Here is a 23,781-nt window from a genome sequence, read left to right as displayed (position 1 = left end):
CTAAGCCTCTTCTACGATCAAATCCAACAGGCTAAAATAACGCTCCACCCATTGTTCGATTTGGCTTTGAGTGAATTTATCTGCCCGATAGGAAAACTCCATCAGGTAATGATCGCCTTCTGTCTGTATGACAAGTTCAAAGTCACGCATCAGCTTCTCAGCTGGAAATTTAGCCAATCCAAGCGCTTCCGGACGGCCGGATGAATAGGTTCGGTGTCCCCTCACCGAGTCTTTCGGAAAGTTTTGAAGCAATATGTAAGCCTTGAAAGCATCATTCAGACTACAGCCCACGAACGGCTCCACAGACTGCACCAGATCGATCAGCGAATAATCCTGGTGCTGGTGGAAGTCCAACAGTGTTTCATTAACGCGTTGCAGGATTAGCTCCGTACGATCAAGCCCGGTCAGGTTGAACCTGAGGGGAAGCGGGTTGACGAAGCAGCCGATCACTTCATCCAGCCCTGCATGATGGCGCCCTGCAGCAGTGGTCCCGATGATAAGGTCATGGGTGTGCGTGACCTCCTTGAGCATCATGACGAAGGCTGCAGTGAACAACGGAAACAGAGTGGTCTGCGAACGACGTGCTGCGTCTTTGAGCAAGGCCAGTTTATCAGCCGACAAAACGGTGCTTAAACTTGCAGCCGTAGCGGAGCGCTCGTTAATCGGTTCGAGCGCGGGGTCCGATGGCAGTGTGGTGATTGTTGTCGCGCCCCTGAAATGCTCACGCCAGAAATATCGGTTTTTCTCATAGCCACCTGAACGTGCCTGTTTATTCTGGTAGGCCGAAAAGTTCGCATATTGTTTAACGGCGGGTATATCGTCTTGTCCTGCCTCAAGCGCCCGGTAGTACTGTTCAAAGCGCTCGACGAACAAGGAGAAAGACCAACCATCGATGGCGATGTGGTGAATTCGTCCAGCCAGAAAATGCCGGGATTCGCTCTGACGTACCAAGGCAAACTCAAGAGGCGCTTCGACACCCAGATCAAATTCGCGCTCCAGCAAATCTTGCAACCGGGCGCGTTCGCAAGCGGTGCCAGAATCTGTGAAGTCCAATACTTGCAGGTGCGGAATATGCTCTGCCAGCCTCTGCCTGATCGCGCCGCCGGGCTTCGATACATAACATGACCGCAGCACATCATGTCTCGTACAGAGCCACTCATAGGCGGTGCGGGCGATAGTCAAATTGATCGGCCCTTCAATGGCAATCAGGACACTGATATAGCCGTAACCCTGTGGCTCCAGTTTGTACCAGCGCTCCTGTATCTGCGAAGCGTCAGCTATTTGCGGCGGCTCCATTATCCATTTGAGATCGACGGGGGCTATGTCATTGGCTTGGGGGCTGAGCGTTGTTACTCGATTGACGAACTCTGAAAACGTCTTGGTCTCCAGCATATCCTTTGGCGACAGCTTCACGCCCAAAGCCTTATTGACTTCCAGAACCACCTTGATCGCACCCAGCGAGTCCCCGCCTAGCTTCAAGAAACTCGCTTCATCGTCTATGTCGACGCCCAGGACCTTGGTCCATATCTTGGAAAGCTGACTCGGTAACGTTAGCGGCTGCTGGATGGCTGGATGCCCGTGCTCAGGCTCCAAGCGTTCTGACTCACTGGAAAGCGCCAGCGCTTCTTGAGTAGAGGCCAATCGCTCATTCAGGTCCACGGTCGACAAAGTGAAAATACATTCGTTACTGGCCAGCGCGGCCGGTATGACTTGCAGGGCTCCCGCCAGGTCCATTTTGGGGAAAAGATGGGTAGAGCCCAGCTGAATATTCGTACCGGTTTTATCCAGGATAATGTCCCACACATCCCAGCGAATGATGTTCCAGGCGCATTTTGATGTCCGGGATACCTGCCGCGCAGCGTCCTCGAGCATGATATTGGACCAAACGTAAGGCCCATAACCCAAACCACCCAACATCACGGAGTTGGACGAGCAGGCGAGTTTGAACTTCATCGGCCTGTCGGCGAATGTCGACTCAATGACAAGCAAACCCAAAGCTTTTGCGCTTCGCTGGCTCGCGTATTGTTGCTCGTCCTCGCTGCCGATGAACTCGAGAAAGCTGCCCTCATCCAACTCCGCAGCAGCATGGAACACCGCATCAATGTTGATACCGCGCGCATCCAGTTGCTTGATGGCGCGTTGAAAACTGCCGGCATCCGCTACATCGCAGCTTAGATAAACCCTCTCGGGACACAGCGCGCTGATCTCGCTCAACAGTTGCGTGACCCTGGGGGCTGTCGCAGGGCTGCGGCCCATTATCACAGGCGTTACGTTGTGGGAGGCCAGATACTTGGCGACTTCCTTGCCGACCCGGCCGCAGCCACCGGTGATCAGGCACACCGTAGCACCGAGCAGTTCATCGGGTTTAGCCGAAGGCAGGGGGGCCAGCCTGTAGTCGAGGCGATAGCGGACCTGGTCGTAATGCGCTACCGGTTCAAAATGGCGAGCCAGCAACTCGTTGCAAACAATTCGAGTATCGAATTTTTTCCCATGGATAACGGCATACCGGGTTTGTTGTTTCTCCTGGGACAGTACACGAATCAGTGAGCTGAACGCGGTTACACTTTCAGGCGAAGGCTGTGAGTCGGCCTCACTGAACACGGTCAGGCTGCGAGGTGGGCGGGGGGTACGTTGCAGTGCGCTCAACAGTGTGATGAAACTTTGAGGAATAGCTGCTTTATCAGGATGGCCATCACCTTGATTTTTGTCGATCAGTACGACATCCAAGTGAACATTTCCGGTGCTGGCATCGCACAGGTAGGCCAGTAACGCTGCCGGGCTGGAAGCCGCGTGTTCAAGATCGCTCAGCGACTGGAAAACGATCGGATTGAAATTCTCCAGAGTAGTGGGCAAATCATTGGGAAACGTTGCTCGCCAGGCGGCTTGGTAGTTCCACAATTGCGGTGCAGTCGTACCCTTGAGCGGGCGGGCAGGGGCGGGTCGCTTTCGATTGTTGGTAACTTGATAAACGGTACCGACAAAGGGGTGCCTTGGTACAAAATGACGCCGGTGGGGCTTCTGCGTCCCGTTGATCAGAGTCAAATCCAGTGCCATCCCCCAGCGACATGCATCACCGAGAGCGCGCAGCAGTGTCATCACGTCGCCCTCTGAGCCGGCACGCGGGTAAGTCGCCAGGCCTTGTGTATCGCTGTCGGGAAACTGATATTTGGCCAGCGTCGGCAGGCCGGATGTCGGCCCTGCTTCGATGTACATCAAATCGCCCATTTGCTTTTGGCTCTCTTCCAACGCCTGCCCGAACTGCACAGGCTCGATGGAATGAGCGGTCCAATGCATGCCATTAGACATCTGCTCTTTGGTCAATCGTTTGCCATTCAGTGAACTGTAGATCGGTAATTTTGGCTCATGCCAAGCGCACATATTGGCCAGGCCGTCCAGAGGCTGTGCGGCTTGTGTCATCAACGGACAATGATTAGCTTTTTTGTTGGGAAGCAAGGTGAAGCGAATAGCGTCGTCAGCTAGCTGTCGAGTGAAATCGGTGATCGCCTCTTGGCTGCCAGAAACCAGTGTGTGTTCTCGGCTGTTGGTGCCTGAATGATAAAGGGGCGCCGCCGCGCAGCGGGTCAAAGACTCCATGACCTGCGCCTGCGACAGGCTTACCGAAACCATCGCCCCGTTAGCGGCGTGCAGATCTTCCAGGCGTCCTCGCTCTTGCACCAGCTTGACGCCGTCCTCCAGGCTCAGTGCCTGGGCGAAACACGCAGCGCTGTACTCACCCAGAGAGTGGCCAATCAACACATCAGGCCGCAGACCAAAGTCTTCCAGTAAATGCGCGGTTGAATAGGACAACATCAGAATCAAGGGCTGGAGCAGTTCGGCCCTGTCGCAAATCACCGGGCTCAATTCTTCCGGATCGGTCAGCCAGCGTTGCAACACATCGCGATTGTCCGGTCGCAGATAGCCCATCGCTTGGTCTACATGCTTACGAAACCGCGGATACCTGTGGTACAAACCCGGCCCGGCAGTAATCTCGTTGCGTCCGTGACCAGGAAAGAGGAATGCCAGCTTTTTTCCGGCGCTGGTTTGCGCAGGGCAAAGGTGGCTTGGGCTCTCGTCCAGTCCTGTTACAAGTTGCGGCAGTGAGGAGGCGACGAAAGCTTTGACTATGTCCTGGTATTTGCCAGGCTGATTCAAGATCGCCGCAGCCTCCATGAGACCAGCATCAAGGGTGTGCATCCAGCGGGCAAGCTTCGCGCAATGAGTGTCCAGCGAGAGAGGGGTTTTGCCCTTTATCACAATGAGCTGAGGTTCATCCCGGTTATCGGCTGTTCGCCGGGCTGGCTCGAAGCCTTGCAAGATGCAATGCGCGTTGGTCCCGCCAAATCCGTAGGAACTGACCCCAATAAATGTAGGCTTGCTGCCTGTCACGATCGGTACGTTGGCAGTCGCTACCTTGAGGCGGGAAGCATCCAACCCCAAATCGGGATTCGGTTGCTGGTGATTGATGGTTTTCGGCCAGATTCCTGTATGCAACGCCATCGCTGACTTTATCAACCCGCACACGCCGGCTGCACGATTGGTGTGGCCGATATTGCCCTTGATGCTACCCAGGATCAACGGGGACGCAGGTACAGGCTGATGACTGATGAAGACGTCACGCAGCCCCTGGATTTCAATGGCATCGCCTAACGGTGTCGCCGTGCCATGTGCCTCGATGAAGTCAATCTGGCCAGGTTCGAGCGCTGCATTTTGCAAGGCTTTGCGGATAACACGGGTTTGCCCGCTGACACTTGGGGCGGTGTATCCGACTTTATCCGCACCGTCGTTATTGATCGCAGTGCTTTTCAAAATCGCCAGGATCGGGTTGTTGTCCCGTAGCGCCGCACTCAATCGTTTGAGCACTACTACGCCTACGCCACTGGTGATATTCGTTCCTTGAGCTGCGGTGTCGAACGGTCTCGTTTCGCCATCGCTGGACAGAATCAGCCCCGGCTCGAAGGTCGGGCATGCTTCCTGGGGATATTGCATGGAAGCGGCCCCGGCGATAGCCGCTTCACATTCGCCATTACGAATGGCTTGACTGGCAAGGTGCACAGCGACCAGGGAGGTTGAGCAGGCAGTCTGAACGCCAAGCGCGGGTCCCGTCAGATTCAGTTTGTAGGCAACACGCGAGGCGATGAAGTCTTTGTCATTGCCAATGAGTGCCTGGAGGAAGTCAGCGGTTGTTTCGACATGTTCGACAAGCTCCAGGATGTAACTGGGGAACTCCGATCCCACATAAACGCCAACATCAAGAGCGGCCTTCTTGCCAAGATCGTAGCCGCTGCTTTCCAAGGCATCATAGGAGGCCTGCAGTAACAGCCGATGTTGGGGATCCATCCATTGCGCCTCTTTGGCGCTGATTCCAAAAAAGCCGGCATCGAAGTGCAAGCTGTTGGCGATGATGCCCCTTTTGCTGATGATCTGCGCCTGATCGGGTCGCGAGCCATCGAACCAAGGTCCTGGGAGCGTGTCAGTGGGCATGGTACGCAATCCTGACCGGCCCTCTATCAGCATGTCCCAAAGTTCGAACACATCGTTGGCATCCGGAAAGTAACCAGAGGCACCGACTATGGCTATCTCGTCAGTATCATCCTTGTCCGCGGTGACGGGGGTTGTCGGCTGGGGAGTGGGTGGCGCTTGGGACCGGCTTCGTTCGTTACGGACGAAATCAAACAATTTTTGCGCCGAACCATGTTGGAACAACACCTTGGGAGGCAGCGAAATACCGAGCGCGGTCGTGAGTTTTGTCGCACCCTGGATCAGTGAAATCGAGTTGGCACCCGCGTCGAAAAACGAACAGGCAGGTTCCAGTTGTTCAAGCTCCAGTACCTGTTGCACAAGCGAGGTAAATGACAGGAGATCATCCGTCACGACAGCCGCATCACCGGGTTCTGTCCCGGTAGACGGTACCAGTGCTTTCTTATCAATCTTTCCTGTAGGGCCAATAGGAAAAGCCCGCAGCCAGACGATCTTCGTTGGGATCATATAGCCAGGTAACGTTAGTGCCAGCGCTCGGCGCAGTTGAACACTATCCTGATCCTCAGGAGCGGTATACCACGCCGCCAGAATATTTTGCCCACGACTATTGGGGACGGCCAATACAACGGCGCCAGTGATTTGTGGCAATGCCCTGAGGACCGATTCAACTTCACCCAATTCCACCAGGTGCCCGGAAATCTTAACTTGATCATCAGTGCGATTGATAAATACCAGTCGGCCCTGGGCGTCATATTTGGCGAGGTCACCCGTTTTGAAAAAAGGGTTACCAGCCAGCGTCACGAAACGCTCAGCTTGCGCCTCGGGCTTGTTGATATAGCCTCTGGCCAGGCACGGCCCCGCCAGAAAGAGTTCGCCTTGCTCACCAGGCTCGGTAATATCGGTTCCATCCGGCCTCAGCAATCTAATATCAATATTGCTGATCGGGAACCCGACCGGGACTCTGGAAATTTGCGCGGCACTGCCGCCCTGCAGCGTCAATGAAGTCACTACATGGGATTCGGACACGCCATAATGATTATGCAACCGCACTGCTGTTTCATTGAGCAGGCGTTTGAGTACCGGTGTGATATACAACTGCTCTCCCGCCGTCACGATATCGGTCAGCGAAGTTGCCGCGCGCAGGAGATCGTCCGTGGTGCTCAAAATACCGGTCAATGAAGAAACAGACAAGTAAACCACGTTGATACCGTGTTCGACGATATAGCCGATCATTTCGGTCTGATCGTACTTCGCGTCCTCGGGAAGGATGTGCAGCACACCGCCGCTGGTCAAGGTGCCGAAAATCTCTTGCAGACACACGTCAAATGCAATGGACGAAACCTGCAGCACTTTACCCGATGAGAAGATTCCACTTTCTTCATTCTGCCAGCGTATCAGGTTGTTTAGTGTCTCCCGTGTCTGGAGGATGCCCTTGGGCACGCCAGTTGTCCCCGAAGTATAGATAACATAGGCATCGACGGCGCTGCTGTCGATTGTGCTTGTCTCAGTAGAGCGCGCTTGGTTATAAACAGACTGCATGCCCTGAGCACTAATGGTATTTTCAGGGTTTACTATGTGCGAAAAACTCTCGTCTACTTCGCCAAATACAAAGCAGGGTTCGCTATCTTGCAATATATAGTTAATTCGTTGCCGGGGTAAATTCAAGTCCATCAAGACAGCAACACCGCCTGCGCGTCTTATTGCCAGCAGTGCAATGCAACAATCTATTCCCCGGTCCATCAGAAGCGCAATGCGATCACCTGTCTTGACACCATGGCCCACTAAGTATGATGTCACTTTGTCAATACGTTTTGCCAGTTCGCCAAAACTTAGTGCGAGAGCGCCTTGAACGAGGGCAGTCGAATCAGGATTAGACCGGACGACATCAGTCAGCCGGTCAGACAGGTAATCGTAGGACATGGTCGCACCGAATTATTTATGAAGGAATGAGTACGGATCAAGAACATCAGGACTGAATATTTCGATGGGTAGCCGTTTACCGATACGCAATTCTGTTGCCAGTTCGATCAACAGTTCCAGGGCTAAATAATCTTCAAAGGCGTAACCCGTTGAGTCGAACACTGTCAGTCGATCTTTAAAACCTTGTGCCTTGCCAGGCTCGCGACAAAATTGCGCCAGTTCGTAACCAACCTCTTTTTCTGTCAGTTGCTGGCATTCCCCTTCACGCAGTGCTTGGCCCAAGTGATCGGGACATACATAAGCGCGCTGCAGAAGTTGTTTAGGAAGCTCAATTTTTCCCACAATATCTGAACCGACCGCGTTGATATGCAGCGACTCTTTCAGACCGAAGTCGCCGATAACAGGCGGTTGGTGGATCCCATTGGAGGTCACAGTGCAAATGATGTCGGACGACTTCTGAATATCCTCCAATGACGCAAGTCGAACATCAATGCCCATCGACGCTGCTCGTTTGCTAAAGCTCTGTTGGTGGGCCGGGTTTTTGTCAAACACCAACACTTCGGAAAGTTCGAATGTCCGACTCAGCGCATGAAGTTGTGTCAGAGCCTGAGCGCCCGTACCTACTAGACCCAGGACTTTTGATTGGCTGGACGCCAGATGTTTGCTGGCCACCGCCGACGCTGCACCTGTCCTGACAGCCGTCAGGAAAATAGCATCGGTGACCGCTAATAATTGCCCGGTGTTTGCATCAAACTTGTTCAAACTGCCGATGATGGTGGGCAGCTTGTTCTCTACAGGATTGTTCGGGGTATAAGCCACATTTTTAATAGTGATGCATTTGTTGACTTCGTAGTGAGGCATCCACTCAAAAATGCCCTCGTTATTACTCCCTCTCAGAAAGCCATCCCGCAATGGGGTAACTGACTGTTTAGGATCATGGTGGGCAAGGCCGAGCTCCAGTCTGGCGATCATCATATCCATGAAATCATCCAGAGAAATACGCTGCATCAGTTCTTTGATATCGGAATGATCCAGGACCAAGGTGTGTTGGTTCATACAAGCTCCCTAAATAGCTGTAACTTCTCCATGGAAACGGATGAGGCATCAAGTTCGGCCAATGCGACTTGAATACGCTCTGCGTCATTAAAGTCTGCGTACTTGTGAACGTGCTCCGGTTGATGGGAGGCGTTCCATACATCTACCAGGTAATCGCTTAACTTCTTGATATGTCTGAGAGAGGCATCCAGTTCATCGCTGCGATAGTTTTTACTGAGCAGGACCTCTCTCTTGCCGCCAAGGGGCGCGACCTTGTAAACCGTCAGTTGATCATCATCCCACCTCGGGTTGTCGAAGTTGAACTGAAGCTGATAGGTATCGCGTCCGTCCGCAGAGCGGGCATAGAGAATGAATACCCGTTCTCTGTAGGGCAACACAAACGAACTGCGTCCTACCAGCGGAATATCGTTGATCAATGCGAGCAGGCTGACACTGTCATCTATTCGATCGCCTGAAATTGAAAAGTCGCTGTGGGTCGTGTTCGCGGATACAACTTTAAATGTTGGTTCATACTGCAACGAAAAAAGAAATGACAAATCCAGTGCGTGGCTTATTTCGCTGAGCACGCCCATTGTCGGTCTGGGGTCCTTGACTCTGTATTTACCCCACGAGAACTCAATGCGGGTAACAGTCGGTGCATGGGCTTTGAGCCAAGTGAGGCCATCCTCAACAATGCGACTGTACCGCTCACAAAAATTCACCGTGGTTTTAATGGGCGATAGCAGGGGTTTTATCTTCAGCAGTTCTTCAAGGGTTTTAGTCAACGGCTTTTCGCAGATAATTGATTTGATACTCGAAAATTTCACAACTATCTCGAGCACCTCATAGTGCTGCTCTTCATTCACGCTGAGTACTACCGTGCTTGGTTTGTGTTCAAGCAACGCTTCTTCTATACACGAGTAGCAAGGTATAGCGTTGATACCTGAAATCGCAGTCGCGTTTGCATCAATAATGGCCACGATTTCATATAGTTCATTGGCGGGTGCAGAGGTCAGTGCCTGATAAAACCTTTTTCCCGCGCGGCCGAACCCAATGATCGCAACTGTAAGCTTCGACATGTTTCAGGCCTTTATAAAATCAAGAATCGATTCAAGCGCTAAGCCTGTATCGGCTGCAAGCCACAGTTCATCGCCTACCTCCGAGCAGTAAGTAAAAGAGCCCATCGCACATTTATAGTGATCTCGGAAAGCATCATGCAAAATGACGATGCTACCCGGTTGCATCTTTGCGTTAGCTGCCAGCAGACAGCGTCGGCGCTTACGTCCATCTACAATGTAAACGTCAAAAGACGGCTTATCCAGAGGAAAGTCTACGTAATCGTCCAGGTTGGCCAAACGGTCTCGTCTATATTCTTCACCAAGAAAAGGCTTCAACTCCCCACTATTCCAGCAGAGCGCATTGATAACACCACCACCGTCCAAGGTAACCTTGGCATGCTTGAGCTCGACCGTATCTTGTTTCAGGGTGAAATTAGAAAATTGTTTTAGCTCTTCGACCAAGTAGTTATCGAAGAATGCCCTGTTGTATTCCAGTGCGGTCCATTCAAATTTATGAAGTTCTTCATTAAGCAATGAGGCATATGAAACTGTGCTCTTGCCCGCGCCCCACTCCAGAACCCGCAGCGGCTGTTTTTTCTTGCTTGCCGCGTATGAAAGAACCTCATGGATTATCTCGCCATCACGTACGCTCATCCATGCGTAGGGACTGATCTCTTCGCTGTCAGTTGGATTCGATTGCATTGTTGTCATAGTCTTACCTCATGATTGGACAAAAGGGTGATAAGCGTATTTATCCCTGAGAGCATGTCGTCGATCTGTACATATTCGTTATTGCTGTGTGCCTGGCTCAACGACCCAACACCCCAGATGACGATTTCTTGCGGGTTTAACTTTTCGTAATGCCTGGCATCGCAGCTGACATGCCAAAGCGTGGGAGCGTGCTGTTGAACAAGTGCTGGCGCGGAATAGGTAGTCAATGCGTTAAGGAGAGGTCCCTGAGGTTTTCCGATGTAGCCTCGATTGCGCAGCCCGCTCATGGTCAGCGCTACATCCACACCCGCCGAAGTAAGTCGTTGCTCAACGATTTTCATCCCTTCCTCGCAATTCAGGTCGGGAGGCAGGCCCAGGTTGCACCTCAGCCGAAATATCTCCATGGCGGTTCCGTGCCAGCCTTTCGCCTCGCACTCGTTGATATTCAGCTGAATGACCCTTGCGTCGTCACCTAGAGTTTGATAACCCTCCATGGCAAGGGCTTGAGTATTCAATTCATTGCTAAGTGTTTTGAGGGACGTGACGATATCGAAGACATGGTCAAACAACCCCTTGCCATGGCTACAGCCCATATGTCCCGTTTCGCCGCTGCAAGTGACATCAAAGGTGACGCAACCCCGATGACCGTAATAGGGAAGCAGGTCCGTACATTCCATTACCAGCACTGCGTCGGCCGTGTCCGGGTAAAGCGTGCAGGAAAGAGCCCCATTGCCGCCGGCTTCTTCGTCAGTTACGAAATCGACCTCGATGTCGTAGGCGGACTGCAAATCCAGTTGCTTCATTAGCCTGAGGGCTTCCAGCAATATAATGATATTGGCCTTGTTATCCGCACTGCCCCGGCCATACACCCGTTCGTTGTCAACAAGACCCGACCAGGGTTGGGGGTGTTTGCCGGCCGGTACCACATCAACATGAATGGATATTCTCAGGCGCGGTTTATCCGTGTGGGGCCAGCGGGCCTTCAAATTACGCCGGGGGCTCTGATTGTTTAAGACAAAAGGGGGGGTGTAATCGTCATGGATATCCAGTTCAGGATGAGGTTCCTGTCGATAATGCTCCATTCCCAATGCGTCGAGCCATTTCTCGATGAGAGGAAACGCGCGCTCTTCGTTTGGCGCAACGGTATCAATTTTTATAAGCTCAGCAAGTTGGGACGTTATGCGTTCGCGACTTTGCGCGAGATAGGCGTCCAGTGGCAATCCGATATGTACAGCCGCGAGATTCTCCATTGCAGGTTTCTTCCTTGATTATTATACCGGCAGTAGTACTGTTAGAGCGTTCTTGTCGTCCCACGTCAACGCCTTTGACCCTTCTTTGATCAATCTGACGATGATGCCCGCGACCTCACTGTCTAGAACGTAGGGGCCGATAATCGCCTCTAGATATTCTTCGCAGACGTCTCCCTGCTCAGTAGAAAAGCGCATCTTGAATCGATCACTGTCTATATATTCTTGTGCAATATAGTCACCTGAGGTTAATGCCTGATTAACAACAGTCAGCCATTGCGTCGATGACAGCTGTCTACCGATGAAAACATTGAGCCCCATATTGGAATCTTTTTTCTTTAGGACGAAATCTGCCTGCCGATTCAGCAATTCATCGCGGTAGTGCGAGAGCATCGTCTCAGACATCACGCTGGCACTGAGGTTATAAGATTTTGGAATATGGTTTTTTATCAGCGCCGCTTCCTCGCTTGAATATTCATCCCTATGAGCCCATAAGTAGCCGAGGATGTATTTGCTGGTGAGAAGCTGGCAATGATTGGTTGTAATAAATGCGGTCTTGTTGATACTGCTTTCTATATCAAGATACGCAGCGGGGCTGCGGCCATACTTAACCACATCTTGTAATTGATACAATCTGATGACAGCATCCACTGCGAGGCCGTTTAAAGTTACCGTGCCGTCGTCAATAGTCAATTCTTCAGGGTCTAGAATACTCGAGGTAATGCCCTGATCGCGGAGAAAACGATTAACTTCAGAGTAAAATCGTGGGAAGTATCGGGTGTAATCCTCTTTAAGTCCGAGCAGGATAATATGAGGATTTTCTTTTTTTAGTGTGGTTCTGAGAAATTGTGAAAACTTATGAAGTAACAGTTCATCACGGCGCAATGCAAGCGGATCGCGGTGTTCATGGTTATCCATAAAAAACGCTTGCAGCATATGGGTTTCGGTGAAGCCTCCGAGCAGGCTATTGAAATTGAACTCCAGCAGCTTAGGCACGCCTGAACTGAAAATAATATCGGCCCTGCCCATCTTTGCGGCAAGGTAATCAAAGCGATGAGTTCTATAATCGTTGACGGTAGGAATATCGCCAATACCAAGAGTTGTAACAGGCGCGTTTTTCAAAATATCCAGCGCGGCGCGTTCGATTAGCTTCGCGAGTTTAACGACCGTCGTGCAGAGTGCCTGATAATGATCTTTCTCAAAGAAAATCGGCTGCAATGCCAGGTGTTCCTGGCGTTGAGAGTACTCAAGTCCGTTCATCGTTTTGAGAAGTGCTTCGGCTCGCGTCAACCGGGCTGGATGATCATGCTCACTGAAACTGTTACTGGAAATGTTTTTCATACCGTCTCCCTCGTTTGCCCAAGTTACCAAAATCGTTGCTGACCGGTACCTGTCCAGATAGACGGGTGTATGGATATCCACCCGTCTATGTAAACAGGTGCGTTCGCCCACAGGTCAGGCATATCGTGATGGATGCAAGGAGATTTCGCTAATTCAAAATTTCGACAATAGGCGCTGGCAGATGAATTCGATTGCGACCAAGGAAATTGCTATAGGTGTTATCGGGCTTGGGTATGTAGGACTTCCTCTCGCACTCGAGTTTGGGAAATTTTACAGAACTGTCGGGTATGATCTGGATGCCACTATCATCACAGAATTGATGAGTGGCTATGACCGTAAACTTGAAGTTGAAGCCTCGCATTTTCAGGCATCACGCATGCTCAATTTCTGTTATAGCAGCAGTGACTTGGCCCAGTGCACTGTCTTTATCGTTACCGTTCCAACGCCCGTCGATGAGTTCAATACACCGGACCTGAAACCCCTGATTAGCGCTACTCAAACGATTGCACGAATTTTGAAGGAGGGGGATTGCGTCATTTATGAGTCTACGGTGTACCCCGGAGCAACGGAGGAGGTTTGCGTCCCCATCCTTGAAGAACTATCGGGGTTGAAGTTAAATAGCACATTCTTTGTAGGGTATTCTCCGGAACGTATCAATCCAGGTGACAAAGGGCATTGTTTGACGGAAGTTATCAAGGTGACCGCTGGATCCTGTCCTTTTGCGACTGATCTGGTCGATGGTCTTTATCGATCTATCATTCAAGCCGGGACTCACAAGGCGCCTGACATACGGACAGCCGAAGCAAGTAAAATACTGGAAAATATTCAGCGTGATGTGAATATTGCCTTGGTCAATGAAATGGCGATGCTCTTCGATAAAATGAACATTGACGTTCGCGATGTACTCGCAGCTGCCAGAACCAAATGGAATTTTGCAGACTACACACCTGGCTTGGTGGGAGGACACTGCATTGGTGTTGATCCTTATTACCTCATCCACAAGTCCAGAGAGGTAGGCTTTCATCCGCAGTTGATTGAATCTGCGCGGCGTATCAATGATTCTGTGCCGGCCTTTATTGCCAATCGCTTTGTAAGGCAAATGATTAATAAAAAGATAGACATGACCGCCGGACGTATCTTGGTGCTCGGCGGTACTTTTAAGCCAAACTGCTGCGATGTCCGCAACTCGTTGGTATTTGATGTGCTTGCCGAGCTTTCAAAATACGGCGCTACGATTGATTTATATGATCCGTGGATATTCAAACATTATGACGCTTCGGGAAAAACGTTCAGGATTGTCGAATCATTGAGTACGGACCATTACGATGGCTTGCTACTGGCCGTCAACCATGATGTTTTTTTCGAGGAGGGCGAGTTTCTGCATTTTGATGCGGTAAAACCCCTAGGCGTGATATTTGACCTCTCTGGAAAAATCGACCCTCAGCGCCTGGATGCTCGATTGTAGTAGGTTTTTGAGTCGCCATTAAGACGAGCCAACAGGGTTGGCTCGTTGCTGTTTGAACCCCGAAAGATATGGGTGCCTTACCAGCTGGCCCGTGTCACGGTTTTCATCACGTCTGCCCAAGACAACAATCTGCGCTCACCGCTTCGGCGTTCCATGAGTTCGTACTGTTCTCCCTCAAGGCCACGTTTACTGGCGATGGCGATGAAGGGTACGCCAATCAATTCCATATCCTTGATCCTGGCACCGAACCGGATCGTCCGGTCATCCAGGCAAACATCAATGTGGGCTTGCTTGGATTTTTCATATAAGTGCTCGGCAAAGCTCATGACCGCGGGCGCGTCCACTTCAATGGGAACGATCGCCAGTAGAAAGGGAGCAATGCTGCGAGGCCAGATAATCCCTTTTTCATCGTGGTTTTGTTCGATGCACGCTGCGACAACCCGAGAAACCCCTATTCCGTAACAGCCCATCTGCAACGTTCTGCTTATGCCGTTTTGATCAGGTATCACCAGGTCGAAAGGCGTGCTGTATTTGTCGCCCAATTGAAAGATGTGGCCGACCTCGATTCCCTTTGCGATTTTTAGTTTGCCTGCATGGTCGGGGCTTGATTCTCCTTCTTTTACGTTGCGCAGATCATGGTGTTCGTAATGCCCGGACAGCGCGATCAGGTCCACGCCTTGCCAGTATCCGGCATTGGCTTCAACCCTCAGATTCACGTCACGCAGATTGCGAATTCCCTGGTCAGCGAAGATTCGATAGCTACTGGAAATCGCTTTCCCAAGCTCTTCGAGGTCGGCTGGTCGAACCTGTACGGGCTCACTTTTCAGCTTGACCTGTTTGCTCAGTTTTACGCTGTTCAGTTGATCCTCGGCGTTGATGAGGATGCATACGGGGCGGTCTTCAAAATCCTTTGAGAAGAACACTGCGATGGTGTCATGTTCGCCCAGGTTTTGGGTCGGTGCCTGTGAGTCTTTTACGAATGCTGGTGCGCGTGCTGACAGCGCTGTCGATTCGTGGCCCCGCCGACTCGGTGCCGGGGCATGCTCAACGTTTGCTGCATATTCCGACTCCTCGCAATAGGCGATGGTGTCTTCCCCTGACTGGGCAATGACATGGAACTCATGGGAGTATTGTCCCCCGATATCGCCAGAGTCAGCTTCAACCACCTTGAAGTCCAAGCCTAATTCCGAAAATATGGTAGAGTAGCAGCTTTTCAGGGATTGGTAAGTCGTGTGAAGATCTGCCGAATCTAGGTGAAACGAATAGGCATCTTTCATCAAAAATTCGCGGGCGCGCATAACGCCAAAACGCGGGCGTGTTTCATCCCTGAACTTGGTTTGAAGCTGATAGAACACTTGAGGGAGTTGTTTGTAGCTTACCAACTCTTGTTTGAAATACGAGCAAATTGACTCCTCGTTTGTCGGCCCGTAGCAGAATTCAGCGTCGCCCCGATCTTGGATTTTTAATAATAGATCTCCGTATTCATTCCATCGACCGCTGATTTGCCATAAGGCAGCAGGTTGTAAGGTAGGAAACTTCAGCTCGTGAGCACCACAGCGATTCATCTGGTCGCGAACGATACCCTCGACTTTGGACAATACTTTCAAGCCAATAGGCGTCCAAGTATATAAGCCGGCGGCGACGCGACGTATGAATCCCCCGCGCAGCATCAGTTGATGACTGACCAGTTCGGCGCTGTTAGGTGACTCTTTATATGTGGTTAGTGGGTATTTTTGTAATTTCATGCGTGGTCCTTGTTTTGCGAATAAAGTTAGTGATGTATTTAATGACATCCTGAACTTCGGGGAATAATTTTTCTAATGTGATAAAGCCGTGAGGCAATCCTTTTAAAATAAAATGATCCACCGCTGCGCCAGAGCGCTGAATTTTTTGGTGGTATTTGATGTTTTCATCAAAAAGAATGTCGAGTGTTCCTGATACTAGTAAGGTCGGCGCGAGCTTCTCAGTCGGATAAAGAGACGGTGAAGCATACCAGTCATCTTGTCTGTGCGTATCTGGCAAGTATCCCGACAGGTGATGGCTTAACTGTTGTAGCGAATATAAGGGGCTTTTTCTGGTGTTGCGTATGTATGCCCTGATGTCCGTGTTTAGGATCGGGTACATTAAGATCTGGCCAGAGTAGTTGATGGCGGACTCTCTACAGTATATCGCTAACGCGGCAGCCAGATTGCCACCAGCGCTATCACCACAAAAATACAGTTCTTCATCGTTTAGGTAATAGCTGGCTTTATGCTCAAGCAAATGCCTGAGTATCGACGTGCAGGCTGTCACGGTGCCGGGATAATTGAGGGTAGGACATAGGCCGTAGTCCAAGCTATAGATATTCATTTGCGTGTCTGCACACAATTGCATGCAGAAAGCATCGTGACTATCTGGGCTGCCGTAGTGCCATCCTCCTCCATGGGTAAAGACTATTCCGCCCAAGCTTCCAGCGGCATGTTCCGGTCGGTAAAGACGAAATTTGATACTTTCATTTAGTCGTACATCTTTCTTAAAAACTGAAAAAGTACGAGGTATAGCTAGCTGGCTGCGAACAAAAAGGTAAGCGTGTGCGTCGCATTGGTGGGCGGCATCAGACAAGTTCTTCAGGACGTCCAATGCAACTGTGAGGGAGTTTTTCAACTTGCTACTCCACGCCAGCTATAATTGATTTATTGAAGCCATCATGACGGCTGCTTGAATTTTACTGGTGACTTTTAGCTTTTCCAGTATGTTCGTTACATGAAAGCTAACCGTGCGTTCGGAAATATTCATAATGATCGCTAACTCGGGCACGGTTTTTCCGTCAGCAGACCATCGTAGAACCTCCTGTTCCTTTGGTGTCAAAAGTCTTATTCGATCAAGGTCATTGGCTCTCAGGCATTGGCTGCTAATACGTCGGTGCAGTATCGAACCTATGCAGTCAAAAAATACCTGTAGCTTCTGAACTTCCAATTTGCTCATGGCGCCTTTTGCACGACTCAGAGATAATAGCCCGAAGATACTTCCCGTATCCCATAGTGGATGAGAGATGCCATAGTTTAATCCATGCTTTTTTGCTTCGGTCCATAGCTTTTGAGTAAGTTTGTTTTCTTGGAATAAATCGTCTGTCCAGATAAATGGCTGGCTGGTGGCACGGCCAAGACGAATAACTGGATCGATTTCCAAATAGGAGCATTTATGGTAATGATTTACCCAAGATTCTGGATAATTTTCATACATATAGGTTTTGGGTTTGACGGTCGGGAGGGGACTTTGGACTACGTAGCTGACATAGTCGAATCCCAGCATATTGGCGATACTGACAAGCTCGGAGAAGATATTCTCTTCTTTGCAGTACATCAGTTTTTCATAGTAATCCAATATTTTTTGTCGCATTTTTTCATCCTGAAATAAGCCGACGTTACTAGAGGAAGAGCTTCCATGTCATAGCGAGCTTAAATACCGTTTTACTTGATATTTAGAACGCTGACCTTACCCCTGCTGCTTGTTTGAATAACAATTTCCATCATTAAGGAGTCTGGGTGTTGATTTTTCTCATTGCAACCTGTAAATGCCTCCAGTTACACACATGGGCGCGATGATGCATACTGGACAGTTTGCGCTAAACAACAACGTTTCTGCAGGTTCACTACGACGTCGCGAACGGGAGTTCCCGTATCCGTCGGTAACTGCATACCGCTATCAGCAACACCGCTGTACCGGCCGCTAGCGCAGCGGTAAATCCGTGCCGTGCGCCTTCCATATCCACTAACTGGCCCGATGCCGCGGCACCTACAGCCACGCCAATATTCAGTCCGGCCAGCAACCAAGCCATGCCTTCGGTCAATTGTCTTTCCGGCACGATTCGCTCTACCAGTGACATCGCTACGATCGTGGTGGGTGCAAAGAAAAGGCCAGCTAACAGCACCGCACAGGCGAGGCTGGCTATGTTGACCGCCAACAATAAAGGCAGTGTCGTTGCAGCGGTAGCCAGGCTCCCCCACAACAGGAGTTTGTGCAGCGGTATTTCCAGTTTGAGCGCGCCGAACAACAGGCCGGCGGCGCACGAACTGACGGCATAACAGGACAACACAATACTGGCCGCCGCCGGGTTGCCCATTTGTCCGGCGAACGCGACACTTACAATATCGACCGTCCCGACGATTACACCCATAGCGACCATCAGCCATGTTAACCACCGGACATCCGGCAGGCGGAAGACGGAGGTGGTACGTTTGCTCACCTCTTCAGGAGATTTCACGGGAGGTTCAGTAGTGGCTAGAGCAGCCAGGGCGAGTGCGCCGATCCCCAGAAGTACTGCTGCAGCCAACGGTCCTGCTTCGGGGATTACGGCCACACTCAACCCGACGGAAACTGGCGGACCTGCAACAAAGCTTACCTCGTCTAGCACAGTCTCCAGAGCAAAAGCACTTTGCAAGTGCGGCGTGCCCCTATAGATTGCTGTCCAGCGGGCGCGGACCATTGCGGACATGCTCGGCATGAACCCCGCCAGTACGGCTGCCGCGAACAGCGTCCAATCCGGTTTATGCCAATAAGTACAAGACAAAAGCAGAAGAATGCCCACAATGCTGATGCCAGCAAACAATGGTAACAATTTGCACTGGCCATACCGATCCATCAAGCGAGATATTTGCGGTGACATCAGTGCATAGGTCAGAACAAAGGTGGCAGAGACTGTCCCTGCTAGCGCGTAGTTACCTCGCAATTGTGACATCATTGTAATGATGCCAATCCCTGTCATAGGTATCGGTAATCGCGCGACGAAGCCAGCCAGCGAAAATGCCTTGGCACCGGGTGCTCTGAATAGTATTAGGTAGGGATTGGTCATACTCGATACTCCTTATAATATGAATTTGGCCTTCCTGGACCCCGGCAGATTGAAATATATATTTATTTGTGCGGCATCGATTGAAACTGGTGCAGGGTTGATTGCTGATTTTTCCCCAGTAATGGTGGATAGGTTTAGCAGTAGTGTTCCTAGTGAGAAAAGGTATCAAGCCCTCCGCATTCACCCCTAGCGTCTACCCTAGCGTTATTGAGGCGGCGAGGCTACTCGCCACTTCAGCTTCGGAGAGTCCTTATTTAAAAGAAAAGCGGCAAGATGAGACCTCTCGGAGATTCCGCGATAAATACCGGGGCCTACATGCGTCCATCCGCTATTTTTGTCTTGAAATTCCATATCTGCGAATGCTCGTCAAGATGAGTTCGGCGCTGGCCCGTGCGATTGACTGCACAAGCTTTGTTCGAAAGCTGTTGCGGTGATCCAAATCGTTACCATTTGGCTCGCCCAAGCCATGGGCATGCATGCCTGCCTACACTGACACGGCGATGGGCCGTTTGGTTTCGGTGTTCGGCGCAGCGCAGCCGCACTGTGTTTATCTGATCGCTAACCGCTAACCGCTAACCGCTAACCGCTAACCACTCGCCACTCGCATGAGGATATTGGTCCGGATGGGCTTGCATTTGGCTGGCGGTCTTAAGCCGAGACTGATGCGGCTGATACGCCATTATCGCGAATAAGCTCGCTTGTATGTTTGGACTTGAAGGGGCGGGACTAAAAGCTTGATTCCGACTCCAGCCAGTACGGACCGCGGAAGACTTCTCCCACAGTGGTGCTTCGGTGAGTCCTGCTAAGGCGCAGCCGGCAACAAAAAACGCGCAATCACCGGCAAGTGATCGGAGATGCGCAAGGTATCGTCCTGTCGCACCTGGGCTTCGACCCGCTTGATGCGCGGGCTGTAGAAGAGGTAGTCGACAGTGCGGTCGGGGCCGTTGAGGCCGGGGTCGTTCGGGTAGTGGGTCAGCCAGTGTGCGCGGTCGATGCCGCTGGCCTCGTTGTTGGTGGGGATCATCGGGTATTTGTCCCACAACAGGTGCAAGGGGCTGTCGGCGGAGTAGGGCGTGCGTTGCTCGGACGGCAGGCGCCGGTACTGGCCCAGGGGCAGCAGGTTGAAGTCGCCGCCGATCAGCCAGGGTGTGCCAGCGGATTCGAATTTATCCAAGGCCTCGGCCACGGCGGTGATTTGTCTGGGCAGGGTTTCGTTCGGCTCGGTGGCCCGTTCCAGATGGGTGTTGAGCACCGCCAGCTGACCGCCGCCGCTCAGCGACAGATAGCTCACCAACAAGGCATTTTTGGGCTGGAACTGTCGGCTGATGATGTTGGCGTCTGCCACCGGCAGTTGTACCCGTTCGGCATGGTCGACGCGGTAGCGACTCAGGGTCGCCAGTTGCCGGCCGACGCTGCCGAAGATGTGTGGATCGGGGGTGAAGTCGGCCTTCCAGTCGAAAGTGCTGGTGCCGCACGGATAGAGGTCGGCCAGCCGCTCCTGCAACAGCTTGAGCTGGTCCTGGTAATCGCTGGCCTTGGCGCCCTTGTCCAGTTCCTGGAGCAGCACGACGTCCGGTTGCTCATCGCGGATGACCCGTGCCACTTCGTCGAGGCTGAAGGCCATGTCTTCCAGGGTCGGGCTTTCATCGTTGCCCTGGGCCAGGTCGTGCCAGAACACGTAGCGTTTGCCGGCGAGGAACTGGACGTTCCAGGTCATCACCTTCAAGGCCTGGCCGGGCACCAGCGGTGCTGCGTTGGCGGTGCAACTGACCGGCACGCTTTCCCGGGGCTCTGGCCGCCAGGTCAGGCCGTAGATCGACAAGGCGGCCAGGCTGAGGATCAACAGCAGGCCCAGCAAGGTGTGGCGCAGTAGACGGGTCATGGCTCGGCTTATGGGCGAAACGCAAAAGTGCTCCCGAGCATAACCGAGAGCGGTTCCCAAGCCCAAGCCCAGGGCTATCGCCGAGTGCGATCAGCGGCGCTCGGGCTTGGCTTCGATCAGCATGAACAGGCGAAACAGCACCACGGTGGTGAACAGTTGCAGGAAGCTGTGGACGCTTTCGATCAGCAAGCTGACCGCGGGGTTCTGGGGTGACGGATACACCGAGACGCTGGCGCCCTTGAGCAGCCACAGCGGGCCCATCACCGCGAGAATGCACAGCAGGATCCGCCAGAAGTTGCCGCGGGACAGGTTCAGGCTTTCCTTCATCGCCGCCAGGGGGGCCAGGCCCCTGAGCACCAACAGGTATTCGCCGAAGGCCAGGGTCACCATCAGCCACAGGCCCGGCAGGAAGTACAACGACAGCCCCACCAGGATCAACAACGTGTTGAGGGCCGTCAGCAAGGCAAAGCGTGGCCACAGCGTGAGGGCCGTTGCGAGCAGGTCCCGGGTGCGTGGTGCTTCGCCGCGGCTGCGGGCGTCGAGAAACAGGATCAGCGCGGCGGTGTACAAGGGGTACACCAGCAGCCCGACGATCACGCTGTAGCCGGGAAAGCCGTCGGGGCCGACGGCGCTGTCCACGCCTTGCTGCAGCAAAGCCTCGAGTATGACCAGTGGCAGGCACAGTTGGGCGATTCGGCCCAGATGGCGCTTGAAGAAATACAAAGAGTCGCGCAGCACGTCAAACGGATTCATGAGTCGGTATCGCAGTTGAAAAAGCGGTCCGACACTTTAACCGATCAGGCGCCCGCACAAGCAAACGTAAACATCAGGTAAAGACCATTGAAAGCTTTCCGGCGAACCCCATTACTGATGGGCACCGGTCTTCGGGACCGGAATGGTTTCTACCCGGCAATCTAATGAGGTCGCCATGAACAGCGAAGAACAAACCCTGATCGATGGACTGTTTTCACGGCTGCAACAGGCCGAAAAGGATTCAGCCCCGCGCGACGCCCAGGCCGAGGCGCGGATCAAGGAACACCTGGCCAGCCAGCCAGCGGCGGGCTATTTCATGGCCCAGGCGATTCTGGTGCAGGAGGCCGCGATCAAGCGCCTTGACGAACAGAACAAGCAACTCACTCAGCAAACCGAGCAATTGCAGGCCGAGCTGCAACGGGCCCGTTCCCAGCCATCGGCGCCCAGCGGTGGCGGAGGTTTTCTGTCGAGCATTTTTGGTGGCAGCGCCCGGGACTCACGCCCGGCAAGCGCACCGACATCCAGTGGCGGAGGCTGGCGCGAACCGGCACAGCCCTCCTTCAATGCCCAGCCCCAACCGGGCTTCGGCGCGCCGTCCGGCAATTACGGCGCACCGCAGCAGCAGGCCCCGGCAGCGGGCAGCTTCCTGGGCGGCGCCCTGAAAACCGCGGCGGGCGTGGCCGGCGGCGTGATGTTGGCCCAAGGCATCAGCAGCCTGTTTCACAGTAACCAGCAGCCGCAGGAAATCGTCGAGGTCATCAAGGAAGAGCCGGCCCAACCGGTCAACGACACCGCAGACAACGGCTGGGGCGATGACTCGCGTATGGCCGACAACGACGCCTACGGCAACGACCAGGGTGGGTTCAGCGACGCGGACTACAGCGACGATTCTTCTTTCTTCGGCGACGACGACTCCTTCGTCTGACCTGCCATTCGTCCGGGGCGCACAGGCGCCTCGGGCCGATTATTCGCGGAACAATCCTTCGGGCTGGCATACTGGGCGACTTTTCGGCCCTGGTGGCCTGTGTGCGTGTGCATCCAAGAGGAAACGCGGTGAAAAAAATTGCAGTGTTCGCCGATGTCCAGAACCTCTACTACACCGTGCGCCAAGCCTACGGTTGCCATTTCAACTACGCCGCGCTGTGGGCTGATGTCAGCAAGCAGGGGCAGATCGTCGAGGCCTATGCCTACGCGATCGATCGCGGTGACAGCAAGCAGCAGCAATTCCAGCAGATCCTGCGCAACCTGGGTTTCGTCGTGAAGCTCAAGCCCTACATCCAGCGCAGCGACGGCTCGGCCAAGGGCGACTGGGACGTGGGCATCACGCTGGACATCATGGACGCCGCCGACCACGTCGACGAAGTGGTGCTGGCCTCCGGCGACGGCGATTTCGATATGTTGCTCGAACGCATCATCACCAAGCACGGCGTGCAAGCCGTGGCCTATGGCGTGCCGGGGTTGACCGCCAACTCGCTGATCCGCGCCGCCAGCCGCTACGTGCCGATCGAAGGCGCGTTGTTGCTCAAGAATTGATTTTCACGGAGTTCAAAAGGTTTGGAACGCATCGCAGTCATCGACTTTGAAACCACCGGCATCACCCCGAGCAGCAGTTGCCGGGCCACTGAAATCGCGGTGGTAATGCTCGAGCAAGGCCGGATCGTCGACCGCTACCAGAGCCTGATGAATGCCGGTGTGCGCGTCCCTGCGTTTATCGAGCAACTGACCGGCATCAGCAACGCCATGCTGCGCAGCGCCCCGTCGGCGGAAAAAGTGATGAACGAGGTCAACGAGTTCGTCGGTATCACGCCACTGCTGGCCCACAATGCCGCGTTCGACCAGAAATTCTGGGACTTTGAACTGGGACGGATCAAGCGCACCCGCCTGCAGAATTTTGCCTGTTCACTGTTGCTGGCCCGGCGCCTGATGCCGGCGGCGCCGAACCACAAGCTCGGCACGCTCAACGCGTTCGCCGGCCTGCCCCATACCGGCCAGGCTCACCGGGCCATGGCCGATGCCGAAATGGCCGCCAACCTCACCGCGCACCTGGCTTCGGAATTGCG

General features: G+C 52.9%; 16 protein-coding genes. 4 read left to right on the top strand and 12 right to left on the bottom strand.

The features are described 5' to 3' along the window. The 6 genes from BT116_RS15645 to BT116_RS15620 are packed head-to-tail and all read right to left on the bottom strand — an operon-like array spanning position 1 to position 12,790. The gene (locus BT116_RS15645) at positions 1–7,398 is read right to left on the bottom strand and encodes a type I polyketide synthase (RefSeq protein WP_072345379.1); all 7,398 of its coding nucleotides are present in this window, start codon (positions 7,396–7,398) and stop codon (positions 1–3) included. A 12-nt stretch (positions 7,399–7,410) separates the two neighbouring features. Then, the gene (locus BT116_RS15640; RefSeq protein ID WP_072345377.1) at positions 7,411–8,454 is read right to left on the bottom strand and encodes an ornithine cyclodeaminase family protein; all 1,044 of its coding nucleotides are present in this window, start codon (positions 8,452–8,454) and stop codon (positions 7,411–7,413) included. Then, complete coding sequence (locus BT116_RS15635; RefSeq protein WP_072345375.1) at positions 8,451–9,512, bottom strand: Gfo/Idh/MocA family oxidoreductase; 1,062 nt, start codon at positions 9,510–9,512, stop codon at positions 8,451–8,453. Before BT116_RS15635 ends, BT116_RS15640 begins: the two co-directional genes overlap by 4 nt. A 3-nt stretch (positions 9,513–9,515) precedes the next feature. Beyond that, positions 9,516–10,202, bottom strand: coding sequence for a hypothetical protein (locus tag BT116_RS15630; RefSeq protein WP_072345373.1), 687 nt, complete (start codon positions 10,200–10,202; stop codon positions 9,516–9,518). Continuing rightward, positions 10,199–11,452: a M20 family metallopeptidase gene (locus BT116_RS15625; RefSeq protein ID WP_072345371.1), complete on the bottom strand. Its 1,254-nt coding sequence runs from the start codon at positions 11,450–11,452 to the stop codon at positions 10,199–10,201. Before BT116_RS15625 ends, BT116_RS15630 begins: the two co-directional genes overlap by 4 nt. A gap of 21 nt (positions 11,453–11,473) precedes the next feature. Continuing rightward, the gene (locus BT116_RS15620; protein WP_072345369.1) at positions 11,474–12,790 is read right to left on the bottom strand and encodes a glutathionylspermidine synthase family protein; all 1,317 of its coding nucleotides are present in this window, start codon (positions 12,788–12,790) and stop codon (positions 11,474–11,476) included. 181 nt (positions 12,791–12,971) lie between these two features. On the opposite strand from BT116_RS15620, the gene BT116_RS15615 reads away from it, so the two are divergent. Beyond that, positions 12,972–14,255, top strand: coding sequence for a nucleotide sugar dehydrogenase (locus BT116_RS15615; RefSeq protein ID WP_072345367.1), 1,284 nt, complete (start codon positions 12,972–12,974; stop codon positions 14,253–14,255). A gap of 77 nt (positions 14,256–14,332) precedes the next feature. Here the strand turns inward: BT116_RS15615 and BT116_RS15610 are convergent, their stop codons facing one another. From BT116_RS15610 to BT116_RS15585, 6 genes are all read right to left on the bottom strand, one after another. Continuing rightward, positions 14,333–16,000 carry a proline--tRNA ligase gene (locus BT116_RS15610; RefSeq protein ID WP_072345366.1) on the bottom strand — a complete coding sequence of 556 codons (1,668 nt, stop codon included), beginning with the start codon at positions 15,998–16,000 and terminating at the stop codon, positions 14,333–14,335. Next, positions 15,966–16,898 carry an alpha/beta hydrolase gene (locus tag BT116_RS15605; protein WP_170845974.1) on the bottom strand — a complete coding sequence of 311 codons (933 nt, stop codon included), beginning with the start codon at positions 16,896–16,898 and terminating at the stop codon, positions 15,966–15,968. The genes BT116_RS15610 and BT116_RS15605 overlap by 35 nt, the downstream gene beginning before the upstream one ends. 18 nt (positions 16,899–16,916) lie before the next feature. Further along, positions 16,917–17,633, bottom strand: coding sequence for an autoinducer binding domain-containing protein (locus BT116_RS15600; RefSeq protein ID WP_072345362.1), 717 nt, complete (start codon positions 17,631–17,633; stop codon positions 16,917–16,919). A 253-nt stretch (positions 17,634–17,886) separates the two neighbouring features. After that, complete coding sequence (locus tag BT116_RS15595; protein WP_072345360.1) at positions 17,887–19,086, bottom strand: MFS transporter; 1,200 nt, start codon at positions 19,084–19,086, stop codon at positions 17,887–17,889. Positions 19,087–19,888: 802 nt separating this feature from the next. Continuing rightward, positions 19,889–20,968, bottom strand: a complete 1,080-nt coding sequence (locus tag BT116_RS15590; protein ID WP_072345358.1) for an endonuclease/exonuclease/phosphatase family protein — start codon at positions 20,966–20,968, stop codon at positions 19,889–19,891. 90 nt (positions 20,969–21,058) lie between these two features. After that, the gene (locus BT116_RS15585; protein ID WP_072345356.1) at positions 21,059–21,721 is read right to left on the bottom strand and encodes a YciC family protein; all 663 of its coding nucleotides are present in this window, start codon (positions 21,719–21,721) and stop codon (positions 21,059–21,061) included. 175 nt (positions 21,722–21,896) lie between these two features. Between BT116_RS15585 and BT116_RS15580 the strand changes: the two genes are divergently transcribed. The 3 genes from BT116_RS15580 to BT116_RS15570 all read left to right on the top strand — a co-directional run. Beyond that, on the top strand, positions 21,897–22,646 hold the full coding sequence (locus BT116_RS15580) for a DUF2076 domain-containing protein (protein WP_072345354.1): 750 nt from the start codon (positions 21,897–21,899) through the stop codon (positions 22,644–22,646). Between the two features lie 128 nt (positions 22,647–22,774). Continuing rightward, complete coding sequence (locus tag BT116_RS15575; RefSeq protein ID WP_063324258.1) at positions 22,775–23,254, top strand: LabA-like NYN domain-containing protein; 480 nt, start codon at positions 22,775–22,777, stop codon at positions 23,252–23,254. A gap of 21 nt (positions 23,255–23,275) precedes the next feature. Beyond that, on the top strand, positions 23,276–23,781 hold a 506-nt coding region (locus BT116_RS15570; RefSeq protein ID WP_072345351.1), incomplete at its 3' end, for a 3'-5' exonuclease.

The organism is Pseudomonas sp. NFACC16-2, from assembly GCF_900119205.1.
GTDB classification, from domain to species: domain Bacteria; phylum Pseudomonadota; class Gammaproteobacteria; order Pseudomonadales; family Pseudomonadaceae; genus Aquipseudomonas; species Aquipseudomonas fluorescens_Q.
The sequence above is the reverse complement of the archived record's forward strand: the minus strand, read 5'-3'. Positions and strand labels throughout refer to the sequence as shown.